Annotated in this window: 16 protein-coding genes; 15 read left to right on the forward strand and 1 reads right to left on the reverse strand. The window is 66.7% G+C overall.

Features of this window, described 5'->3' with window-relative positions; translation table 11 throughout:
- From ACSFBL_RS04020 to ACSFBL_RS04085, 14 genes are all read left to right on the forward strand, one after another.
- Nucleotides 1-162, forward strand: a complete 162-nt coding sequence (locus ACSFBL_RS04020) for a DUF6760 family protein (protein WP_435514530.1) — start codon at nt 1-3, stop codon at nt 160-162.
- A 15-nt stretch (nt 163-177) separates the two neighbouring features.
- Complete coding sequence (locus ACSFBL_RS04025) at nt 178-627, forward strand: phage tail protein (RefSeq protein ID WP_435514449.1); 450 nt, start codon at nt 178-180, stop codon at nt 625-627.
- Between the two features lie 21 nt (nt 628-648).
- On the forward strand, nt 649-3447 hold the full coding sequence (locus tag ACSFBL_RS04030; protein WP_435514450.1) for a hypothetical protein: 2799 nt from the start codon (nt 649-651) through the stop codon (nt 3445-3447).
- Nucleotides 3448-3449: 2 nt separating this feature from the next.
- Nucleotides 3450-4160, forward strand: a complete 711-nt coding sequence (locus ACSFBL_RS04035) for a CIS tube protein (protein WP_435514451.1) — start codon at nt 3450-3452, stop codon at nt 4158-4160.
- Nucleotides 4157-5227, forward strand: coding sequence for a phage late control D family protein (locus ACSFBL_RS04040; protein ID WP_435514452.1), 1071 nt, complete (start codon nt 4157-4159; stop codon nt 5225-5227). Before ACSFBL_RS04035 ends, ACSFBL_RS04040 begins: the two co-directional genes overlap by 4 nt.
- Complete coding sequence (locus tag ACSFBL_RS04045) at nt 5224-5871, forward strand: phage baseplate assembly protein V (RefSeq protein ID WP_435514453.1); 648 nt, start codon at nt 5224-5226, stop codon at nt 5869-5871. Before ACSFBL_RS04040 ends, ACSFBL_RS04045 begins: the two co-directional genes overlap by 4 nt.
- 3 nt (nt 5872-5874) lie before the next feature.
- Entirely contained in the window at nt 5875-6312 is a 438-nt protein-coding gene (locus ACSFBL_RS04050; RefSeq protein WP_435514454.1) for a GPW/gp25 family protein, read from the forward strand.
- A 13-nt stretch (nt 6313-6325) separates the two neighbouring features.
- Entirely contained in the window at nt 6326-9202 is a 2877-nt protein-coding gene (locus ACSFBL_RS04055; RefSeq protein WP_435514455.1) for a putative baseplate assembly protein, read from the forward strand.
- Nucleotides 9199-10332 carry a hypothetical protein gene (locus ACSFBL_RS04060; protein ID WP_435514456.1) on the forward strand — a complete coding sequence of 378 codons (1134 nt, stop codon included), beginning with the start codon at nt 9199-9201 and terminating at the stop codon, nt 10330-10332. The genes ACSFBL_RS04055 and ACSFBL_RS04060 overlap by 4 nt, the downstream gene beginning before the upstream one ends.
- Nucleotides 10329-11015: a hypothetical protein gene (locus ACSFBL_RS04065; RefSeq protein ID WP_435514457.1), complete on the forward strand. Its 687-nt coding sequence runs from the start codon at nt 10329-10331 to the stop codon at nt 11013-11015. Before ACSFBL_RS04060 ends, ACSFBL_RS04065 begins: the two co-directional genes overlap by 4 nt.
- Before the next feature lie 43 nt (nt 11016-11058).
- Entirely contained in the window at nt 11059-12042 is a 984-nt protein-coding gene (locus tag ACSFBL_RS04070; protein WP_435514458.1) for a hypothetical protein, read from the forward strand.
- 14 nt (nt 12043-12056) lie between these two features.
- Nucleotides 12057-14273 carry an AAA family ATPase gene (locus ACSFBL_RS04075; RefSeq protein ID WP_435514459.1) on the forward strand — a complete coding sequence of 739 codons (2217 nt, stop codon included), beginning with the start codon at nt 12057-12059 and terminating at the stop codon, nt 14271-14273.
- 81 nt (nt 14274-14354) lie between these two features.
- Nucleotides 14355-15143, forward strand: a complete 789-nt coding sequence (locus ACSFBL_RS04080; protein ID WP_435514460.1) for an eCIS core domain-containing protein — start codon at nt 14355-14357, stop codon at nt 15141-15143.
- Nucleotides 15144-15148: 5 nt separating this feature from the next.
- A complete protein-coding gene (locus ACSFBL_RS04085; RefSeq protein WP_435514461.1) occupies nt 15149-16471 on the forward strand; it encodes a hypothetical protein in 1323 nt (440 codons plus the stop codon).
- A 16-nt stretch (nt 16472-16487) separates the two neighbouring features.
- On the opposite strand, the gene ACSFBL_RS04090 is transcribed toward ACSFBL_RS04085, so the two are convergent.
- Nucleotides 16488-18296 carry an FHA domain-containing protein gene (locus ACSFBL_RS04090; RefSeq protein ID WP_435514462.1) on the reverse strand — a complete coding sequence of 603 codons (1809 nt, stop codon included), beginning with the start codon at nt 18294-18296 and terminating at the stop codon, nt 16488-16490.
- A gap of 101 nt (nt 18297-18397) precedes the next feature.
- On the opposite strand from ACSFBL_RS04090, the gene ACSFBL_RS04095 reads away from it, so the two are divergent.
- Nucleotides 18398-19930 (forward strand): trypsin-like peptidase domain-containing protein, encoded by a 1533-nt coding sequence (locus tag ACSFBL_RS04095; protein ID WP_435514463.1) that lies wholly within the window; start codon nt 18398-18400, stop codon nt 19928-19930.
- The last annotated feature ends 11 nt before the right edge of the window (nt 19931-19941 follow it).

Below are 19941 nucleotides of genomic sequence, written 5' to 3' on the forward strand. Positions count from 1 at the left end.
CTGTTCCAGGAGGTGGCCTACCTGGCTTACTACTTTCACTGGCCGTACGGACAGATCATGGACATGAACCACCAGGAGCGGCTGCTCTGGGTCGACCAGGTGGCCCGCATCAACAAGAGGCTCAACGAGTCGGGCGAGGGCGAGAGCTTCGAACTCGGCTGAACGGGAAGCAACACAATGGCGACGCCCGACAAGTACATGGCGTTTCGGTTCACCGTGGCGCTCGACGGGCGTGGCCCGAAGGTGATCGGCGGCTTCAGCGATGTCTCGGGCCTTGCCGCTGAAACCGAAGTCGAGACGCTGCGCGCCGGCGGCATGAATGCGAACGACGTGCAACTGGCGGGCGCTACCAAGTTCCCTTCGCGGCTGGTCCTCAAGCGCGGCATCGCGGACAATGAGTACCTGTGGAAGTGGTACCTCGAGATCATGCGCGGCAAGATCTCGCGCAAGGACGTGCGCATCGAGATCCAGTCCGCCGACGGCGCGGCCCACCTGGCCTGGCATTTCCTGAAGGCCTGCCCCGTGAAATGGACTGGGCCCGAGTTGCACGCTTCGACCTCAGCCGTCGCCTTCGAAGCGGTCGAGCTCATCCACAAGGGCATCCTGCCAAACAATCTGGCCAGCTGACGCCGGCATGCACGAGGCCTCATGTCATCGCCGTCCACCACCTTGCCAACACCCCCCTGGATGGGCGGCGATTCCATCGGTCTCGCCGCATGGCAACGCTCGCGGCATGTCGGGATCGCGGCGTCGCCGGCCAACCTGTCCATCATCGGCGGCTTGACATCGGTCCACGACCGGCACACTTCCTTCGTGGAGTCCTTGTCCGTGCATGACGCGCAGGCGGAGCGGGTGAGGGGAGACGACCCGAGGGTGTTTCGATCGGCGGTGGCGCGTGCGGTTGTCGTCAGGCCCCAAGACCTCATGCGGTCCACCTCCGCGCCGCGGGCGCTTGTCCTGCCGGCCGAAGGGTCCGCCACGACCGGCCAGTCCAGTGCCGATGTTGTCGAGCCGGTGCCTGCCCCGGACCGCGAGCAGGTGCCGCATGCGGACATGCCGGTGATCGCATCGAGGGCCGCTGTCGGTGGCATTGCGCAACCGGCGGTCCTGCGCGGCGCATCCGCCTATCGCGAAGTTGGGCGGACCGTCGATTCCGGCGATGCGATGCAGCAGCAAGCCGAGGCTGGGTTCGCCGAGCGACCGAGCGAGAGATCCGGTACGGCGATGCGACGCGATGCGCCTTCAGTCGATGCCGGCCCTGCGCAGGTGCAACGGAGCTCGACCGGACGCGCTGGTCCGGCACCGATGCGCGCGTCGGCCATCGCAAGGCCGCGCGACGACGGGGCCACGTCCCGCGTATCTGCCGATGTCGTAAGGAAGCACCTTGAATCGCCGTTGTCCGCAGGCACCCAGGTCGCAGCGATCGGCCAAGTGAGTGCCCTGCGACCGGTGAGCCTTGCGGTGCATACCGCGATGGCGGCGAGCGCGCTGATGAGCCCTGAAGATGTTGCGCCTCCGGCTGCGGGCATGCGGCGGCGTGTGGACATGCAGCGCGATCCGGGCGTTTCGATGCCGCTGGTGTCGCAGCGCCTTTCTTCGTATGAAGTGCCGGCGGAAACCGTATCCGTGCCGAAGGTGATCTTGCGCGCACCCTCGATGCCTTTGCGGCGAGCATCGGCGGTGGCGGCATCGAATGACCGGTCTGCCCCGACCCTGGATCCGGCCCGAACGCCTGCACCTGTTGCCGATCAGGCTGGTGATGATCGCCGTCAGGATGACGGCATCGCGTTCCCCTGGATCGCGACCACCCACGCAGCGAGCATGACGGGCGCGCGCGTGAATCTTGCGACTGACCCGGCGGCTCACAGCGCTGGCGCGGCGCCGGCGGAACCGAGGCCAACGGCCATGACTGCAACGCCCGAAGCGTCGGGCGAGGGCGTCCCGGTGCAAGGGAGGTCGTCACACATCGCCCGGCACCTTGAAGCCGCACCGGTCGTGGCGCCGATGGCGAAGTCTCGGACCGAGGTCGAGATGCCATTGTCGGTCGGGAGCGCGGCGCTTCCCGGCGAACCGACGACCTCGCGCAAGGTCACGCAGACCGGGCAGCGTGCCATCCCCGACGTCCTGCCCACCCGCGCCTCGACGGACCGGGCCGTCATTGCGCGCGCCGAAACGGTCCCATCGCCGGGTCCCGTAGAGGCCATGCCGGCGGAGCGCACGTTGCCAGCTTCCCGGCTGCCAGTGATCATTGACGTCCCGCGCACGCCTGCCGTGCGCGCGATGCCGGTGGCCCGGATCATCAGTCCTTCTCGTATCGCAGACACAGATGACACCACTCCGGCGCTGGCGCGCTCCGCGACGACGCAGTGGCGCACCCTGGTCGAGCCCGAGAGAGCGCCGACGAGGAACTCCGATACCACGCTCGAACATGGCGCGCGATTGACCGAGGCGCCGCCGGGGCAAAGCCTGCAGTTGGCGGCGCCGGCGCCAGGGCTGGGCATGCCCCTGGCCGAGTTGCAGCCACGAACCGGCCTGCCGTTGAGTCGTGAGAGCACGCCCGACTCGTCGACGACCCGAACGACCAGCACCAGCTCGACCCCCGCAGCCGTGGCAGACGTTGGAATATTGCGGCATCGCACAGCCATCGATCGAAGCCCATCGCGTCAGGAGCTGGGCCCCGCGGATACCGGGAGTGCTGTCCCTCCGTCGGCCGAGGTCCATCCTCGCCAGGCAACTCCTGTCCTTCGCAGCGACACGATCGCACGAGCACAAAGCCTGGTTTTTTCGAATCCGATGCAGTTGGCCAGCGTCGCGGTGCCACCTCGCGCGGAGTGGACCGACCCGCACGGCGAAGATGCGATGCCCCTGAGCCATGGGGTTGCCGGCTTGGCGGTCGCGTCAGGTACGCAGACTCTGCTGCGAAGAAGTGCATTCAGTTCCGACACGGACCCGCCCGAAGCGGTGAGCGATACGCTGCAACCGTTCGCCATCCCTTTCCCGGGGGAAAGGCCGGCCGCACACCACCCGGATGCCGGCACCGCCCACGGAAGCCGGCGCATGCCGCTGTTCGCTGCGCCGCTCCAGCGGAGGATGGCCGTCAACGGCGCTTCGCCTGATTTCACGTCGCGCGCTGCGCCGGCCATTGCCCGCATCATCGACATGCCGCTCGTCAGGCCCGGCGCACCCGCACCCGCCGGAAGTGCCTCGTCGTCGCAGATCGCGCGGGTCGCGGAACCCCGCATGGCGCATCCCGATTCCGGCGATGCGTGGTCGCCCGACGCTGCCGCGCCACCCTCCGCTCCGACAACGGCTCATCAAGTGCAGCCGGAACAGCGCGGGGCGCAGACGGCGGTCGATGTCGATGATCTCGTCGAGCGTGCCTGGGGCGCGCTGATGTCACGCCTGGCCACCGAACATGAACGCAGGGGGTTCGCGCGATGGGCCTGAAGATGTTGACCATCCTCGTTGAAACGCAAGGCAGCACGGACAAGAATCTGCAGTTCGGCAGCCCGACCTCGGACAGCACCATCGTGGCGATGTTCAATCCGAACCGGCTGACCGTCAGCCGCAGCGTGTCCTGGCCGAACCAGAACGCGGCGAAGCGCGACACGCCGGAGAGCCAGTTCATCGGGGGCGAGCCCGCCACGCTCAGCGTCGACCTGTTCTTCGACACCTACGACACCGATGAAGAGCAAAGCCAGAAGAAGAGCGTCAAGAAGCTCTACACCGACAAGCTGCTCCACCTGACGACGGTGGAGCAGCACGGCAAGATCCATCGTCCGCCCGTATGTCGCCTGACCTGGGGAGAACAGGCCATGTTCTTCCAGGGCGTGCTGCAGCAGATCGAGACCCAGTTCACGATGTTCGTGGAAAACGGCCTGCCGGTGCGCGCGACCAACCGCTGCACCTTCAAGCAATGGGTCTCGACCATGACGGACCTGGAGAAGCAGAACCTGATGTCCTCCGACGTCGCGAAGGTATGGATCGTCAAGCGCGGGCAGACCCTGGCGTCGATCGCGGCGGAGGAATACGGTGACCCGCGTCAATGGCAAGCGATCGCCGACGCCAATGGCATCGACAATCCGCTGGCGCTTTCGCCCGGCATGTGCCTCATGCTGCCCGTGCGCCAGGTCGCCTGGAGCGGAGGGACCGCCCTGTGACCGCCCGCGACGAGTTCAACACGCTGACGCCGGATTTCGAGATCCGCGTCAACGGCGCTCCACTGGACCTGAAAGCCGCGGCCGACGTGAGCCTGCTCAGCGTGCTGGACGATGTCGACGCACCGGGCATGTTCACCATCACGCTCCCCGCCTGGGACACGGCGCAGATGAAGCCCAAATGGATCGACGACAAGTTGTTCCAGGAAGGCAATCCGGTGGAGATCGCATTCGGCTACCGCGATCACAAGACCCAGGTGCTCAGCGGAGAGATCACCGGCCTGGAGCCCGACTTCCCTGAAAAGGGCACACCCACGCTGACCGTTCGAGGGCATGACCGTCGCCATCGCCTGATGTCCGCGCGCAAGACGCGCTCCTTCATGAACTGCAAGGACAGCGACATCGCAAGCAAGATCGCTTCCGACGCGGGACTGAATCCCCAGGCCAGCGACAGCAGCGTCACCTTGCCCTACGTCCTGCAGCACAACCAGACGGACCTCGAGTTTCTCGCCATGCGCGCCCGTCGCATCGAGTTCGAGGTCGTCGTCCACGATCGTGACCTCCTGTTCCGGCCGCGCAAGATCGACGAGAAGGCCGAGTTGACGCTCCATCGCCAGATCGAGTTGATTTCATTCCATCCGCGCCTGTCGACGCTGGGCCAGGTTTCCAAACTGGAGGTGCGCGGCTGGGACCCGAAGCAGAAGAAGGAGATCATCGGCAAGGCGGGGATTGGCGACGAACCGACGTCGATGGGCGGATCGCGTTCGGGGCCCTCTGCGGCGCAGCGCGCCTTCTCGGGCGCGCCCAGCGCGCGCGTGAGCGTGCCTGTGCAAAGCCAGGAGGAGGTCGACGCCATGGCCAAGCGTGCCTTTGCCGAAATGGCGCTGCGCTACGTGCGCGCCGAGGGGCTGTGCATCGGTGACCCGCGCATGCGCGCCGGCAAGGTCGTCAACATCGAGGGCCTCGGGGTGCGCTTCAGTGGTCCTTACTACGTGACCTCGGTCGAACACTCGTTTGCCCCGAAGAAGGGCTATCGCACGGCTTTTGCAGCGCGGAGGAACGCGACATGATGCACAACGACCTGCTGCGCGACCTGCTCGCCCCGGATGACGCGCAGCGGCGCTTCTGCGGGGTCGTGGTCGGCATCGTCACCAACAATCGCGACCCCGACGGCATGCACCGCGTCAAGGTTCGCTTCCCATGGCTCAACCTGGACGACGAAAGCCATTGGGCGCGGGTCGCCTGTTCGATGGCCGGCAATGGGCGCGGTTCGTACTTCCTGCCGGAGCCCGACGACGAGGTGCTCGTCGCATTCGAGCATGGCAGTCTGGAGCACCCCTACGTGGTCGGCGCGCTGTGGAATGGCAAGGACAAGCCGCCTGAGAGCAACGGCAACGGCAAGAACGACAACCGCAGCATCACTTCACGCAGCGGGCACATCGTGCGCCTGTGCGACGCCGACGGCGACGAGCGCATCGAGATCATCGACAAGACCGGCAACAACCATGTCGTGATCAAGAGCTCCGACAACAGCATCGCGATCGAAAGCCAGGGCGACATCTCGATCAAGTCCGCGACGGGCAAGGTCACGATCGAAGGCGTCGGCATCGAGCTCACGTCGAAGGCAGGCGTGAAGATCCAGGCGCAATCGACCATCGACGCAAGCGCCAATGCCCAGGTGAACATCAAGGGTGCGTTGGTCAACGTGAACTGAACCATGGCCAACCACCCCGTCAGATCCGTGTCGAAGATCCTCGTGCTGGGCTGCGGCTGGGCCTTTCCGATCGCGCGTGATCGGGCGGGCGACGGCCCGTCGCCACTCGCGATGAGCGCCGACGATGCCAGCGTGCGCGACGCCATCGAGATCATCCTGTCGACGCGCAAGGGCGAACGCATGATGCGTCCCGATTTCGGCTGCGATCTCAGCGGCCTCCTTTTTGCGCCCAACGACGGCGCGACGCAGGCCACGGCAGCTTTCGAAACGGGCGAGGCATTGCGCATGTGGGAACCTCGCATCGACGTGCTCGACGTTCGCGTGAGCGCTGGCGGCGACCGGGCCGAGATGCTGCTGATCGAAGTCGACTACCGCGTGCGCAGCACCGACAACCGGTACAACCTCGTCTATCCGTTCTACCTCGACCGGGCGCTGGTCTGAGAGGAGCAAGGCGTTGACCCCTCCAGCCACACCCCTCGTCATCGAACGCCCGCGCAGCGCAGAGCAGATTGCCGCTGCGTTGCGGCCGTTGCTCGAGCACGAGGGTTTCGCTTCCACCCGACGAGACCCCTTGCTCGAAGCGCTGGTGGGCGTGGCGGCGAGGTACGCGGAGATCGTCACCGCTTGCGTCAACGAGGCGCCCCGGCTTCACCTGCAAGCATTCAGTGAATTCGTTGCCGGCGATCCACGGCCCGCATCGGCGGCCAGCGTGCATCTTGCGTTCAGTGCCGCGCCGGGTGTCTTCCCGGTGGTGGTGCCGCGGTATACGCGCGTGGCGTCGGCCCCGGCGCCGGGCGATACGGCGCCCGTTGTCTTCGAGACGAGCGACGATCTGACCCTGCTGCGCGCTCATCTCGTCCAGGCCTGGTACGTCGACCCGGGCCATCGCCGCGTGGCCGACATGGCTGCGATGCTGGCGGCACCGGGGCGCGGCGAAGGCGACCCGCTTCAGGCTGCGCTGCCGGTCGTGCAAGCGTGTCACCTCGGACAACGCGATGCGTTCGGGCTTCTGGGCCTGCGGGAGGTGAGGGTGCGAGTACGGATCGCACCCGGTCCGGCGAGGGAGCCGTCGCAGCTCGAATGGGGCGTGGCATCGGACAAGGGCTTCGTGCCACTCGCCGTTCGCAGCGACACGACCCTGCAAATGACGCACGATGGAGAGGTCGTGCTCGAAGCGCCGCCCGCCTGGGGCGCGCTGGCGATCGAGGACATCGAATCGCGATGGCTGACGGTTCGCCCGAGCGCATCGGCGTTGCTCGCGGAAGCGTATGCGCCGCCGCGCGTGGCCGGCGTGTCCTTCGTCGTGCTCGCCGCCGTCCCGCCACAGCCCATCGTCGCGGCCTGTCACGGCCTCGTTCCGCTGGACATCAGCAAGGACTTCTATCCGCTGGGCGAACGGCCACGCTTCGGAGAGGTGTTTCAGGTGCTGTGTCCGGCCCTGGTCGAGGCCGGCGCCCACATCGAGTTGCACGTGCTGATGACCAACCCGCAGGGCGCCGCCTCGTCACCGATTCCGCCCGTGAGCCGTGACGGCAAACCCCTTGTCGCGTGGGAGATCCCGACCGTCGATGGCTATCGCGCGCTGGTCGCTGCCGACGGCACCCGTTCGCTCACGCAGGATGGGACGCTCGCCTTCACGGTTCCGGCGGACGTGGTGCGCACGACGATCGCCGGGCACACAGGCGTCTGGTTGCGCGCCCGCCTGGTGTCGGGGACTTACGGCAGCGTCGTGGTGGCAGATGCCGGCGGGTTCCCGATGCCTTGCGCGCCGTCGATCCGTTCGCTCACCGCGGTGGCGACGCTGGAGCGCGGTCCCATCGAGCCCGACGCAGTGATTTGCGAAGGCGCTCTGACGAGGAAGGTGCTCGATCACACGACGTCGACACCCTTCGATCTCTTCGTCGCATCCGACGTCGAAGGGCCGGCGCTGTACCTGGGCTTCGAGTCGCCTGGCGTGCCGCTCGGGGCCGTGTTGACGGCGGGGCGTCTCCTCTGCCTTCATGTGCGTCCGGCGCCGCCGGCGATGCCGATCACCCTCGATGACGAAGACGCGCCGCAGTCGGCGCCGCGCTGGCAGGTGTACGGCGGCGGGAGCTGGCGGGAAGCGAACGTGGTTCGCGACGATTCGAACGGCATGGCGCGCTCCGGCATCGTGCAGGTGCGCCTGACCCACGAAGCATCGCCGTGGGCCGGACTCTCCCTGGATCCGAAGACCCAGTTCGGATGGCTTCGCGTCACCTGGCCGGGCGCGCCCGATGCGGCCCGCACGCTGCCGCTCGGGCTGGCGCTCAATGCGGTGGCCGCAACGCACACCCAGCGCCTGCGCAACGAGGTGCTCGGGTCGAGCAATGGCCGGTCCGCGCAGGTCTTCAAGGCCTTGCGTACGCCCATCATCGGCGACGTGCTGCTTCAAGTGCGCGAACACGACGACCAATGGCTGACGTGGGAGGAAGTCGACGACCTGTCGGACTCGACCGCTGCAGCACGCCACTTCACGCTCGATCGGCTGACGGGTGAGGTGCACTTCGGCGATGGACGCCAAGGCAGGATTCCGCCGGCGGGCGCCAACAACATCCTCTTTCTTGCCTATGCGGCTGGCGGCGGACGCCAGGGCAATCGGACGCCTTTGTCGATCACGCTGCCGCAAAGCGCGGTACCGGCCGTCGAGTCCGTCGTGAACCTTGAAGCCGCGAGCGGCGGGATGGACGCCGAAACCCGCAGCCAGGTTCGCGCGCGCGCATCGACCTGGCTTCGGCACCGCGACCGTGCCGTGTGTGCATCGGACCATGCCGATCTGGCGCTCGTGGCTTCCCCGGATGTGGCGCGCGCCTACTGCTTCGCGGGTCGTGACCTGGCAGCCGAGCGGAAGGGAACGGCCGCCACGGTCGAGCCCGACGCCGCGGTGATCAGCCTGATCGTCGTCCCGCATTCCGACAGCGCGCGTCCGCAGCCGGACGCCGCGCTGCTCGCAACAGTGAAAGCGTATCTCGATGCGCGGCGCTTTCCTGCTGGCCGGCTGGTGATCGTTGGCCCGACGTATGCGAGCGTCTCGGTCAAGCTGGAGATCAGCGTGCGCGGCGACTGGTCACCCCACGAGGTGGCGATGGCATGCGAGAAGCGCGTCACGCAGTTCCTGCACCCGCTTGCCGGTGGAAGCCGAGGGCAGGGCTGGGCGCCGGACGAGCGGCCCCACCGGTCGGACCTGTATTCGCTCGTCGGCGCGATCGACGGCGTCGATTTCGTGCACGGGCTCTCGCTCGCCGTCGATGCGATGCCCGGCGTGCCCTTTATCGTGGCGGCCGGCACCGTGCTGGGAGGTATCGCGCCATGAGCACGCTCGACACGCTCCGGGACGAACGCGCGCATCCCTGGCAGTTCGATGAGTTCGTGCGCGAGGGCATGTCGCTGATCCCTGCGTATGCACCCGAGTGGACCGATCACAATGCCTCCGACCCCGGGATCACGCTGATCGAGCTCTTTGCGTACATGAGCGAAATCCTGACCTACCGCGCACTGCGAATCACGCCCGACGCCAAGCTGAACCTGCTGCGCCTTCTCGAAGGTGCCGAATGGGATGGCTGGCGGGCGCTGCTGGGCGCGCCGGTCCAGCAGGTCGACGATGCCATTCGCCTGCGGGTGCGGGCGCTGTCGCATGCGCAATGCGTCATCACGCCGGAGGATTTCGAGCGTGCAGCGCTGGAGGCTGCCCGCCGGCACCTTGGACCGCACGAAGGCGTGAGGGCGTTCGCACTGTTCGGCACCGATCTTCGCCACGGGCCCAGAGACCCGCTTGATCCCACAGCGCCGGCTGCCGCGGAAGCGCTCGGCGACGTGAGCGTGGTTCTCGCGCCCGAACGCGAACTCGAAGCCGAGGCGCTCGAGCGTCTGTGTCGGCAGGTGCAGGACGAACTGGCGCCGCGCTGCCTGCTGACGACCCGGGCGCATGTGGTCGGCCCCGTGTACCTGCACGTCTTCGTCGGTTGCCGCCTGGGCCTTGAACCAGGCGCAGCGCTCGCGGACGTGCTCTCGGCGATCGATGTGGCGCTGCGCCGCCGCTACGGCCCCCTCTCCGCCGATGAACCCTCCGACGCCGCGCGGGCGTTCGGGCGTGCGCTTCATCTTTCCGAAATCGCGGAGGTCATCGATCGCGTCGAAGGCGTCGATTGGGTCGATGACATCGCCGTTCACCGCATTGCGACTCGAAGCATCCACAGTGCCGATGCGCTGATCGGCGTTCGCATCGGTGTCGCGTCGACGCTCGCCGAAGATACGCGGCTCGGCGGCGCGGTCAGCATCGCCGGTCGCAGGCTGCTTCGTGATGCGCAGGGCGAGGTCACGTCGGTTGCACTGCATCCGTGGGAGCTCGCACGCGTTCGCGTCGAGCGTGACGCCGTGGTCGATGCGAGCCATGCGCCGCTCCCGGGTGCGCGTCGCCTCGGCGGCGCGGGAGGCCGTCCATGAAACTCGAGCCCGGAGATCGCATGTTCGCGAGCCTGCCGGCCGTCTACGAGGCCGCCGACGCCACGGGCGATCTCGCGAGATTGCTCGGCGTGTTCGAGGCGCTGTTCTTCGAAAGCGAGCCGGGTGGTCGCGCGCACACCGCACTGCCTGGCATCGAGCGCAGCATTCAAGCCATTCCCGCGCTTTTTGCGCCGATCGGGTCGCCGACCCATCCCGCCGCACGCACGCCGGACAGCTTCATGCACTGGATGGCGGGCTGGATGGCGTTCACGCCGCACGCCTTGTTCACGCCGGAGGCGCTGCGCCGCATCGTGGCCGGCATCGTGCCGTTGTACAGCTTGCGCGGAACGCGAGAAAGCCTTCGGCGCCTGATCGCGCTGTGCTTCGAGGATGTGCATGAGGTGCATATCGACGACCGGCCATCGACGGGGTTCACCGTGGGCCAGTCCTTGCTCGGCGAAGACACTCGCCTGGCGCAGGGGCGGGCCTTCTTCTTCAAGGTGGCGGTCCATTGGAGTCCCCCCGCGCCCGCGCCCGGCACCCCGGGCGATGCCGCGGCGCTCGAGCGCCAGTTGCGCGCCGTGATCGACTTCGCGAAGCCGGCCCACACGACCTACGAATTGCGCGTGCAGGTGTCTCCCAAAGCCGGGGGGCCCACAACGACGCGGACCGGCACACAATGAACACGAGCACTCGACGCACATCCATTGTCCGGAGATCGACATCATGCAAAAGAAACAGCTGATCACGCGCAAGCCCGCCTACTGGCATGGCCAGCTGTTGCTCGAGGAGGACTTCATCGACGAGCAGCAATATCACAGCGAGGCGCGCTACCGGCACAGCCGGCATCTGCATGGCTTCGGCGTTGCCAGCGGGCTCGAGGTGACGCACGCCGGCGATCTCGCGGTCACCGTCTCGCCGGGCTTCGCCATCGACCGCAGAGGCCGGGAGATCGAGTTGCGCGAGGCCGAAACGCTCGAACTGCACGGCTTGCCACCCGGCGCGCTGGCCTGGGTGACCATCGGCTTCCGCACCGAACGCGCAGCCAAGGACGGCAACAACGACAACCGCATCGATTGCTACGCGCACCTGCGCATCGCCACCGGCGTGGACCCGTCGGACGTGCGGCTGTGTGGGGTGCAACTCGACGAGCGCGGGCGGCTCGGGCTGAAAGCGGTCAACCACCAGGAGCGCGACACACTGCGCTCGCATGTGGCGCCGGGCTCCGTCGGCGCCGAAGCCCTCGACGCCCAGCTTCGCCGTGACTGGATCACGGTGGCCTTCCATCCCTCGGCGATGCCCCAGGACGAAGACGACGCCAGGCCGCCCTTTCGCGTGGGTGCGACGCAGGCCATCGCGCACAAGGAATATGACGGAAAGCCCAACGCGCGCGGCGCCGCGGGATCGATGGCCATCGTGTTGCCGCCGGGGGTGCGCCACATCCATCGCTTTCGCGTGGCTGGCAGCGCCAACGAGAAGAAGTTGACGGCGACGCTCATCAAGGGCGGCTTCGACGCGAAGTCGATGCAACACCTGCGCGACGAAGTGCTGACGCTCGAGCACGCCGGCGGCAGCGGGGGGTACTTCGAAACCGGCGAGATCCCCGAAGCCCATCGGAGCCTGCGTGATCGGCGCCGCACGCTGTCGGTCGACATTCGGGCGCACGGCTACGTCAAGATCTCGATGATCGCCCTCGAAGTGTCGTACTGAGCCTGGAGCCACGCATGGAGCCGTTCGCCGATTCGTCCGAGCATTTGCTGGCCGAGCTCGAGTGCATCGACCTGCTGATCCGCTCACGGGTCGCGCACCTGCGGCGCGTGCAGTCCGAGGACGAGCATTTCCGGGGTCTCTACATCTCGGAGCAGGAAGTCGACGCACTGCTCGCCCGCCCGCTCGGCGCGCCGCAATGGCTCAAGGCGGTCGAGGAGGGGCGGCTGGTCGATATCGACGCGACGCTGGTCGATCTCGGGCACGTGCTCGAGTCACGCCGCCGGCTGAGCCTCGCGCAGGGCATCGAACTGCGCCTGGCGAGCCTCGGGCAGCGCTTCGGCCTCGATCGTTTCGACATTGGCGTGTTGCTCATCGCCCTGGCGGTCGAGGTCGACCTGCGCTACGAGAAGCTCTATGCGTACCTGCAGGACGACGTCACGAAGAAGCGGCCGAGCGTCGACCTGGCGATCCAGTTGCTGACCGCTTCGCCGGCCGATCGCCTTGCCGCGCGCCGCAGCTTCCTGCCCGGCGCGCCGCTGCTCGCGCAGCATCTCGTGCAACTGCAGGACGACCCATCGCAACCGCATCCGCCCCTGCTCGCGAAGTACCTGAAAGTCGAAGACCGCATCGTGCAGTTCCTCTTCGGCATCGACGAGATCGACGAGCGCCTTCGGGCCTTTGTCGAACCTGTCGTACCGCGACGCTCTCTCGACGACCTGCTGCTGACGGACGAAGCGCGACTTGCATTGCGCCGTGCGTGGCCGGCGTACGCCGAAGCGCCGTTGCCCGTGATGCTGCTGGCCGGGCCGACAGGCTCGGGCAAGCGCAGCGCCGCCGAAGGGATCTGCCACGAGCGGCAATGGCCGCTGCTGCTCGCCGACGTCGCGGCCTTGCCCGCGGAGGCCGACGTGTCGCGCCTGGCAGCACTCATCGAACGTGAGGCCGCCTTGCTGGGCGGCGCTGTGTACTGGCGCGGCGGATCGTCGCTCGGTTCCGCGGAAGGGGCCGGCGCCGTCGCCGAAGGTGCTGAATCGGCGCGCGGCGCGCTGGCCGCCCTGTTGCGAGCGATCGACACCGGCCGGGCCCCGTGCTTCTGGGCTGGCGAAGACACCGTCGCCGTCGGCGCCGCACTGGCACGCCGGGCGGCCGTCGTCATGCGCATGCCCGAGGCCACCCACTTGCAACGCGCTTCGTTGTGGTCGAGCGAGCTTGCCGGTGCGACGCTGAATCAGGATGTGGATCTCACGGCATTGGCAAGCCGATTCAAGCTGCGCCTTGGCGGCATCGTGCAAGCGGCCGCCACGGCACGGCGGCTCGCGCGGCTGCGGGACGGCGAAACGGCCCCGGTCACCCCGCGCGATCTGCAGGACGCATGCCGCATGCACTCGAACCAGAAGCTCTCGTCGCTGGCGCGCAAGACCACGCCGCGGCAGCGGTGGGACGACCTGGTGCTCCCGGCGGATCGTGTTTCGCAGTTGCGCGAGATCTGCAACCACGTGAAGTACCGCGATCGCGTCTATGGCGACTGGGGCTTTGGCCGCAAGCTGGCGCTCGGCAAGGGGCTGGCGGTGCTCTTTGCCGGGCCTTCGGGCACGGGCAAGACGATGTCGGCGAGCATCATTGCCTCGGAGCTAGGGCTCGATATCTACCGCATCGACCTGTCAACCGTGATCAGCAAATACATCGGCGAGACGGAGAAGAACCTGTCGAAGATCTTCGACGAGGCCGAGACCTCGAATGCGATTCTCTTCTTCGACGAGGCCGATGCGCTCTTCGGCAAGCGCAGCGAGGTGCGCGATTCTCACGACCGTTACGCCAACATCGAGGTCGGCTACCTGCTGCAGCGCATGGAGGAATACGAAGGCATCGCGATCCTCGCGACCAACTTCCGCAAGAACATGGACGATGCCTTCGTGCGGCGGCTTCACTTCACGGTCGAGTTTCCGTTTCCGGATGACGAGGATCGCTTTCGCATCTGGAAGGGCATCTGGCCGGAGGACACGCCGCGCGACAGCGAACTCGACCTGGCGCTTCTTGCGCAGCGTTTCGAAATGACCGGCGGCAATATCAAGAACGTGGCCGTCGCTGCGGCGTTCCTCGCCGCGGACGAGGACCAGGTCGTGCGCATGGGCCATGTGATCCAGGCGACACAACGGGAGTACCAGAAAACCGGCAAACTGTTGGGTGACTTCGACGAGTTCGGCCTTGGAGACGGTCGTGCGCGCCGATGATGCTCGCGCTATTCTCGAGCGCCGTCCGCGAAAACCGGCGCTCTCGTGGACTTGACCGCATGGCGGCCGAAAGGAGGCATCGTGTCTGACTACGACATCGCCCAGAGGCAGGCTTCTTCATTTCTCGTGGCGCAACCCCAGGCGGGCACCACCACCCAGGCACAGCGCGCGGCGGACGAATCCGGCGGCGTCAGTTGCCGCCTTGGCGACGCGTCCTGCGCGTCGGCGCACGCGGCGAGCGTCAGCCGATCGGCCCTTCGCGACGGTTCCATGCTGCACCGTTCGCTGCGGCACCTGCAGCGCGACTTCGGCAACCGGTACGTCGGCCAGGTGATCCACCGGGCCACCGGCGACGCGGCCGGCAGCGGCGAAAGCAGCACGGATGCGATCGAGCGCTCGATCGATGCTGCGCGCGGTGGCGGCCAGGGCATGGACCACGGCACGCGCTCCCGGATGGAATCGGCGTTCGGCGCAGACTTCTCGGGCGTGCGCATTCACCACGATTCGCGGGCCGACGGCCTGAGCGAGTCGCTCAGCGCGCGCGCATTCACGACCGGGCGCGACGTGTTCTTCCGCCAGGGTGAATACAGCCCGGGCACGTCCTCGGGCCGCGAGCTGCTGGCGCACGAACTGACGCATGTCGTGCAGCAGAACGGCGACGGCGTGCAACGGAAGATGACGGTGAGCCAGCCCGGCGATCCGCACGAAGTCGAGGCGGACCAGATGGCGCGCGCGGTGATGCAGCAGGAGCACGCGGTGCAACGCCAGCCTGAAGCACCGGTGTCGGAGGATGAGGAAAAGAAGAAGCTCCACATGAAGGCGGATTCGACGAGCCTGATGCGCGAGGAAGAAGAGCAGAAGCAGGAATAGGCCGTATGCGCGAACACCAGCAGCGGCACCCGATCGTTCTCGATCGTCTACCAGCACATGCCGCGGCAGCGCAGGGCAGGCAGGCCCAGGTTCGGCGATCCGATCTCGCTACCCCGCAGCGATCCGGCACGACACTGAATCCGGCCAGCAATGGCTTTCGTGGCACGGTGCTGCAACTCCAGCGGCAGCTTGGGAACCAGTATGCGCAGCGGTACGTGCGCCGCGTGACGTCGGCCTGCGGCGAAGCGGCGCATCTCGGACCGGGTTTAGGTGTCCAGCGCCAGCCCGCCCCGGGCCCACCCGCGGTCGATTGGCGCGTCGGAGCGCAGGCCTTCAACCTCATCCTCCAACGCGAGTTTGCGGTCGCGAACAGTTCCTGGTTCTCGGGAACGCGCTCGGATCTTCCGCTCGGCGGCGCTGTCCTTGCGGACTTGACCACCGGCCGTGGCGGCCGGGTGCAGTTCGCTCTCAGTCCCGATTTCGCGCCCGCCGGTCAATCGGCCGCCGATGCATCGATCGATCCGGTACGGGTTGCCGCCGTGCGAACCCAAGTGATGCGCGTGTTCGACTGGCGCATAGCCCAAGGGATCTTGACGGGCGAGGACGTTGCGGCCCCGTTCGTCAGCGCACGCCTGCGCGCAATGCCACCGCTTTCGGTTCGCACGCTGCGCGCCCAGCCTAAAGTCGACCCCGTCGCTCAGGCGGAGCTGGACCGGATACTCGCGATCACGACCCAATTGCCCGCGACTGCGCAGTTCGACGCTGCGGGAGCGGCATCGCTGAACATCAACGGCATCAACGTGCGAATCCTGCCCGACACGCGCCAAGGGACTCGCAACGAGACTTCCTTCAGGCTGGTCCCCAGCCAATTGCAAACGCCAGGTTTCACGCACGCCCGCGGTCGCGTCACGGCGATCAACGGACCGATTCCAGTGGCGCCCGCGGTCGAGATCTTCACGAGCTATGCCGCCCAGGGACCGCAGGCCGGAAGCGATCCGCTGACGGCGACCTCCGCGTACGGCCGCGGCACGACGGCAAGCGATACAGCCGCCGGCACCACCTCGCTACGCTTTCACGAGAGCAGTCACGGCGCAGACTACCTGGGGTACATCGCGGGCCATCCATTTCCGACCTACACGGGCAGCATCGGGATGACGGTCGCCGCGTTCACACAGGCCAACACGGCTTTTCTGAACGGGTTCGCGGCCTGGTCGCGGAACATGGGCAACGCGAGCCTCTGCGCGACCGATTGCGTCGGATCGCCGAACATCGATGCTTTCGAACACAACACCGGCGCCAACATGAAGTGCACCGCGTGTCATCCGTGACCTGGACGCATCGGCCTCATCCCGCTCGCACCTCGAACACGGAATGCCCGATGCGGATCTCGTCGCCAGGTCGAACGCTGCGTGCACCGTCGCGAAGAACGCCGCCGTTGACGTAGGTTCCGTTCCTCGATCCAAGATCGACGATGGACAGGTGGGCGCCGATGCAATCGATGCGGGCATGCGTGGCAGAGACGAACGCGTCGTCGCGGAGCGCAACGTCGTTCTGGCTGTCCGCGCCGATGTGCATCGCGCCGGCATGGATCGGCCATCGCTCCCATCGTCCGGATGCGTCCTTCAGGCAGAGGACGGCCTGCGCCCCCACGCCGCCCAGGACGTAGTGGCCAACGAGTACGGCAAGGTGGTATGCGTCGCGGTCCTCGCGCTGGCTGCGGAGGGCGGTGAGCGTCCCGTCGGGATGGAACAGCAGTGCGCGCAGATCTTTCTCGGGCAGCAGAGCGGCCGTGGCACCTGCCCAGCGCGTGTCGCACAGTGCGGCCTTCACACCGGTCAGGCGCTTCTGGATATCGTCGACGAACTTCTTCGAACGTTGGGCCCATCCGCTGCGGGGCGGAAACAGGACGATCACCTTGTGGAGGTAGCCCTTGCGCGCCAGCATCGCAAGCTCCCAGTTGACCCAGAAGGTATTCCCGCAATACATCAGGATGACCTGTGCGCTGGCCATCCATCGCCTGACTTGCGCCTGCCAGTCGGCGTCCGAGAGGCGGATCCGTGCGGCGCCCGGCACCGGCAGTTCCTCGCTCGGGGCGCCGATGGCGACGAAGGGCCCGAAATGGATGAAGTGCCTGGACAGCCGGGTCTCCAGCGAGTAGTCGAACAGCGCTTCGCCGCTTTGCGCGAAGGTCAGCTTCTCGTCGTCTTCGAACGAGCGCAGAAAGAGAATCGGCGGCCTTCGGTCGACACGCAGCAATGCATCGGCATCGACCTGGAAGTACCGCCGCATGCGCACCAGCAGGAAGAAGCCGACAAGGTCGATCACGTTGAAGATCTTGCCCACGTCCTGCACTTCCCTGGCCGACCCGTTGAAGTTCGGTAGGGCCACGTGATAACCATACGCCGACGCCAGCAGCACCACGATGCCCAGCACCCCGAAGGCAATCCCCTTGCCGCGATTGACGCGCTTGAGTTGCGAGAAGTCGATCGGCGTCGATGCCATGCGTCCGTCGTCGGCCATCGACCGTGCGAGGCTCTGAAGGTTCACGTCAACCCCGGAGAGCTTCATCGATCGGAGTCCGAACAGTGCGATCAGGGTGACGACGCACCAGACCGCCACGAACGACCACGTCACGATCGCCATCACGCTGGTCGGATCCGACGCGCCCGTGCTGGCCATGAGCAAAACCATTCCGATGCTCGCCGGCAACAGCAGGCCGAGCATCCAGAGGTACAGCGTCCAGGTGCGGCTCGAAATCGACCCGATGTTGCGGATGCCGATCCAGAAGCAGGCTGCGGCGGCCCCGATGAAGGCAAAGTGGATCAGGTATCCCGTGACTTCGAGCTCGTCGAAAAGGACGCTCATGAGGCTCTGCAGCATGATCTGGATCGACATGAAGACCAGCCCATAGTCCATCAGGCGGACGATGCGCATGCGTCTCACATGTCGCGAGAGATCGATGTCCTTGACCGTGGTCGGAGTCGTCATCCTTGCTCCCGTCGCGCGCGGGCGCGATGCGAAAGTATAGGCACGGTGCTGCAGGATGTCGGGGTGTTCCACCCGCCACTCGCCATACCCCCAATGTTCGGGATGACGCACCCCGGGAAGGCGCGTATCGTCGATCTCCCGGTCGCGGCGGCGGCTGCGGATCAAAGAGGAGCCAACGATGCAACAAGGCCTCGAACTGGTGCGCATCGCCGCAAGGGCTCGACCTGCCCGCATGAAATGAGCCATCCGTGTCTCAGGTCCCCGTCATGAGACCTTGGCCGCGGCTTGTTCCGCTGGTCGTCGCGTCCTGCGCGATGTCCTGGTGTGCTCTCGCGTGGTCCCAGCACAGCGCGGCCACGGATCGCATGCTTGCGGGCGTGGTGTACGTCGAATGCGACGTGGAGTTTGAAGGCGAGATAGCGAGCGCCGAAAGCGGCTCGGGATTCCTGATCGCCGCGGCCGATCACGTCGTGACCAACAACCATGTCGTGGACGAATGCAATCCGGACAGGCGGCTCGAGGTCACGAAGAGGGTGATGTTCGACAGGTTCGTCAGCGAGCTGAGTCAGAACAAGGTCCCGCCGCTCATCCTGGAGGAACTCGACGCCAACCCCGACCTGCTGCAACGCTTTCAGAAGGACAAGGAGTTCGCGCGCCGCTACCTGTTCGACCGCGTGACCAAGATTGCCGCCTCCGAGGCCAAGGCAAGGGTGCCCGGCATCACGCAGAAGTTGTTCGTCGTCGTGCCGGGCAAGGCGTCGAGTGAACCCGTCCGATTCGACGTCTCCCGCATTGCGTGGAATTCACAGACGAGCAGCAGCAATGCAAAGGCCACCGGCATCGACATGGCCATCCTGAAACTTGACAGGCCGATTCCCAACGGACTGGCGGTGACACTCGCGACCGGCAGTTCCGCGCAGGTCAACGACCTGGTCTATGCGGTGGGCTTTCCGGGCGCATCGGCCAGCGTCGAGTCCAACAAGTACGTGCCGACGATGAAGCGCGGCATCGTGAGCAAGCTCGGCGGCGAGTCCCCGTTCCTGTCGGACGAAGGACGCGCCAAGGGCTTGAGGGGCACGCCCGTCATCGAAACGGACGCCGCCATCGGTCCCGGCAATTCGGGCGGGCCGCTCTACAACCAGTACGGTGACGTGATCGGCATCAACACCTTCGCGCCCAAGAAGGGCACGGGCATTGGCTGGGCCCAGAACGTCGACGTCCTCATTCCGGTGATGCAGGACCTGGGCTTGCCGCTGCCCGACATCCGCCGCACGCCAGCGGGATGGATGGAAGAGAACCGTGGGCTGGCCACGGCCGGCGTGGCCGTCGCTGCACTGTCCTTGCTCGCGGGCCTGGTCGTCGTGGGATTCAGGAAGTTCTCGCGACCGATGCCCGGAGCGTCTTCGAAGGCCGCTGCCTCTCCGGCAGCGGCGCGGCCGCAGGTCGGACCCAGGCCCACGATCCTCGGCCGGTCGGGCCAGTTCAGGAACGTGTCGGTGACCATTCCTCCCGAAGGATTGACGCTTGGCCGTGAAGGCGGAGGAAGCGGGCGCCTCACCTTCGCCGCAGACAGCGACCTGAGCCGCAAGCATTGCTCGATTGTCTTTGACGAGCCGACCCAGCGCTTCAGGGTCACGGACCTTGGTTCGAGCAACGGGACCTTTACCGTTCCCGACGGGAACCGGCTCGCCGCGAACCAGCCCTTGCTGTGCAAGCCCGGACAGACGATTCGCCTCGGTCGCGAAAACGTGTTCGAACTGAAGCTGGATGACGGCCGGTTGCCCAGGCACCGGCCGTGATTGCGAGGAGC

The sequence above is a fragment of the Variovorax glacialis genome (assembly GCF_051216375.1).
Taxonomy (GTDB): Bacteria; Pseudomonadota; Gammaproteobacteria; order Burkholderiales; family Burkholderiaceae_C; genus Variovorax.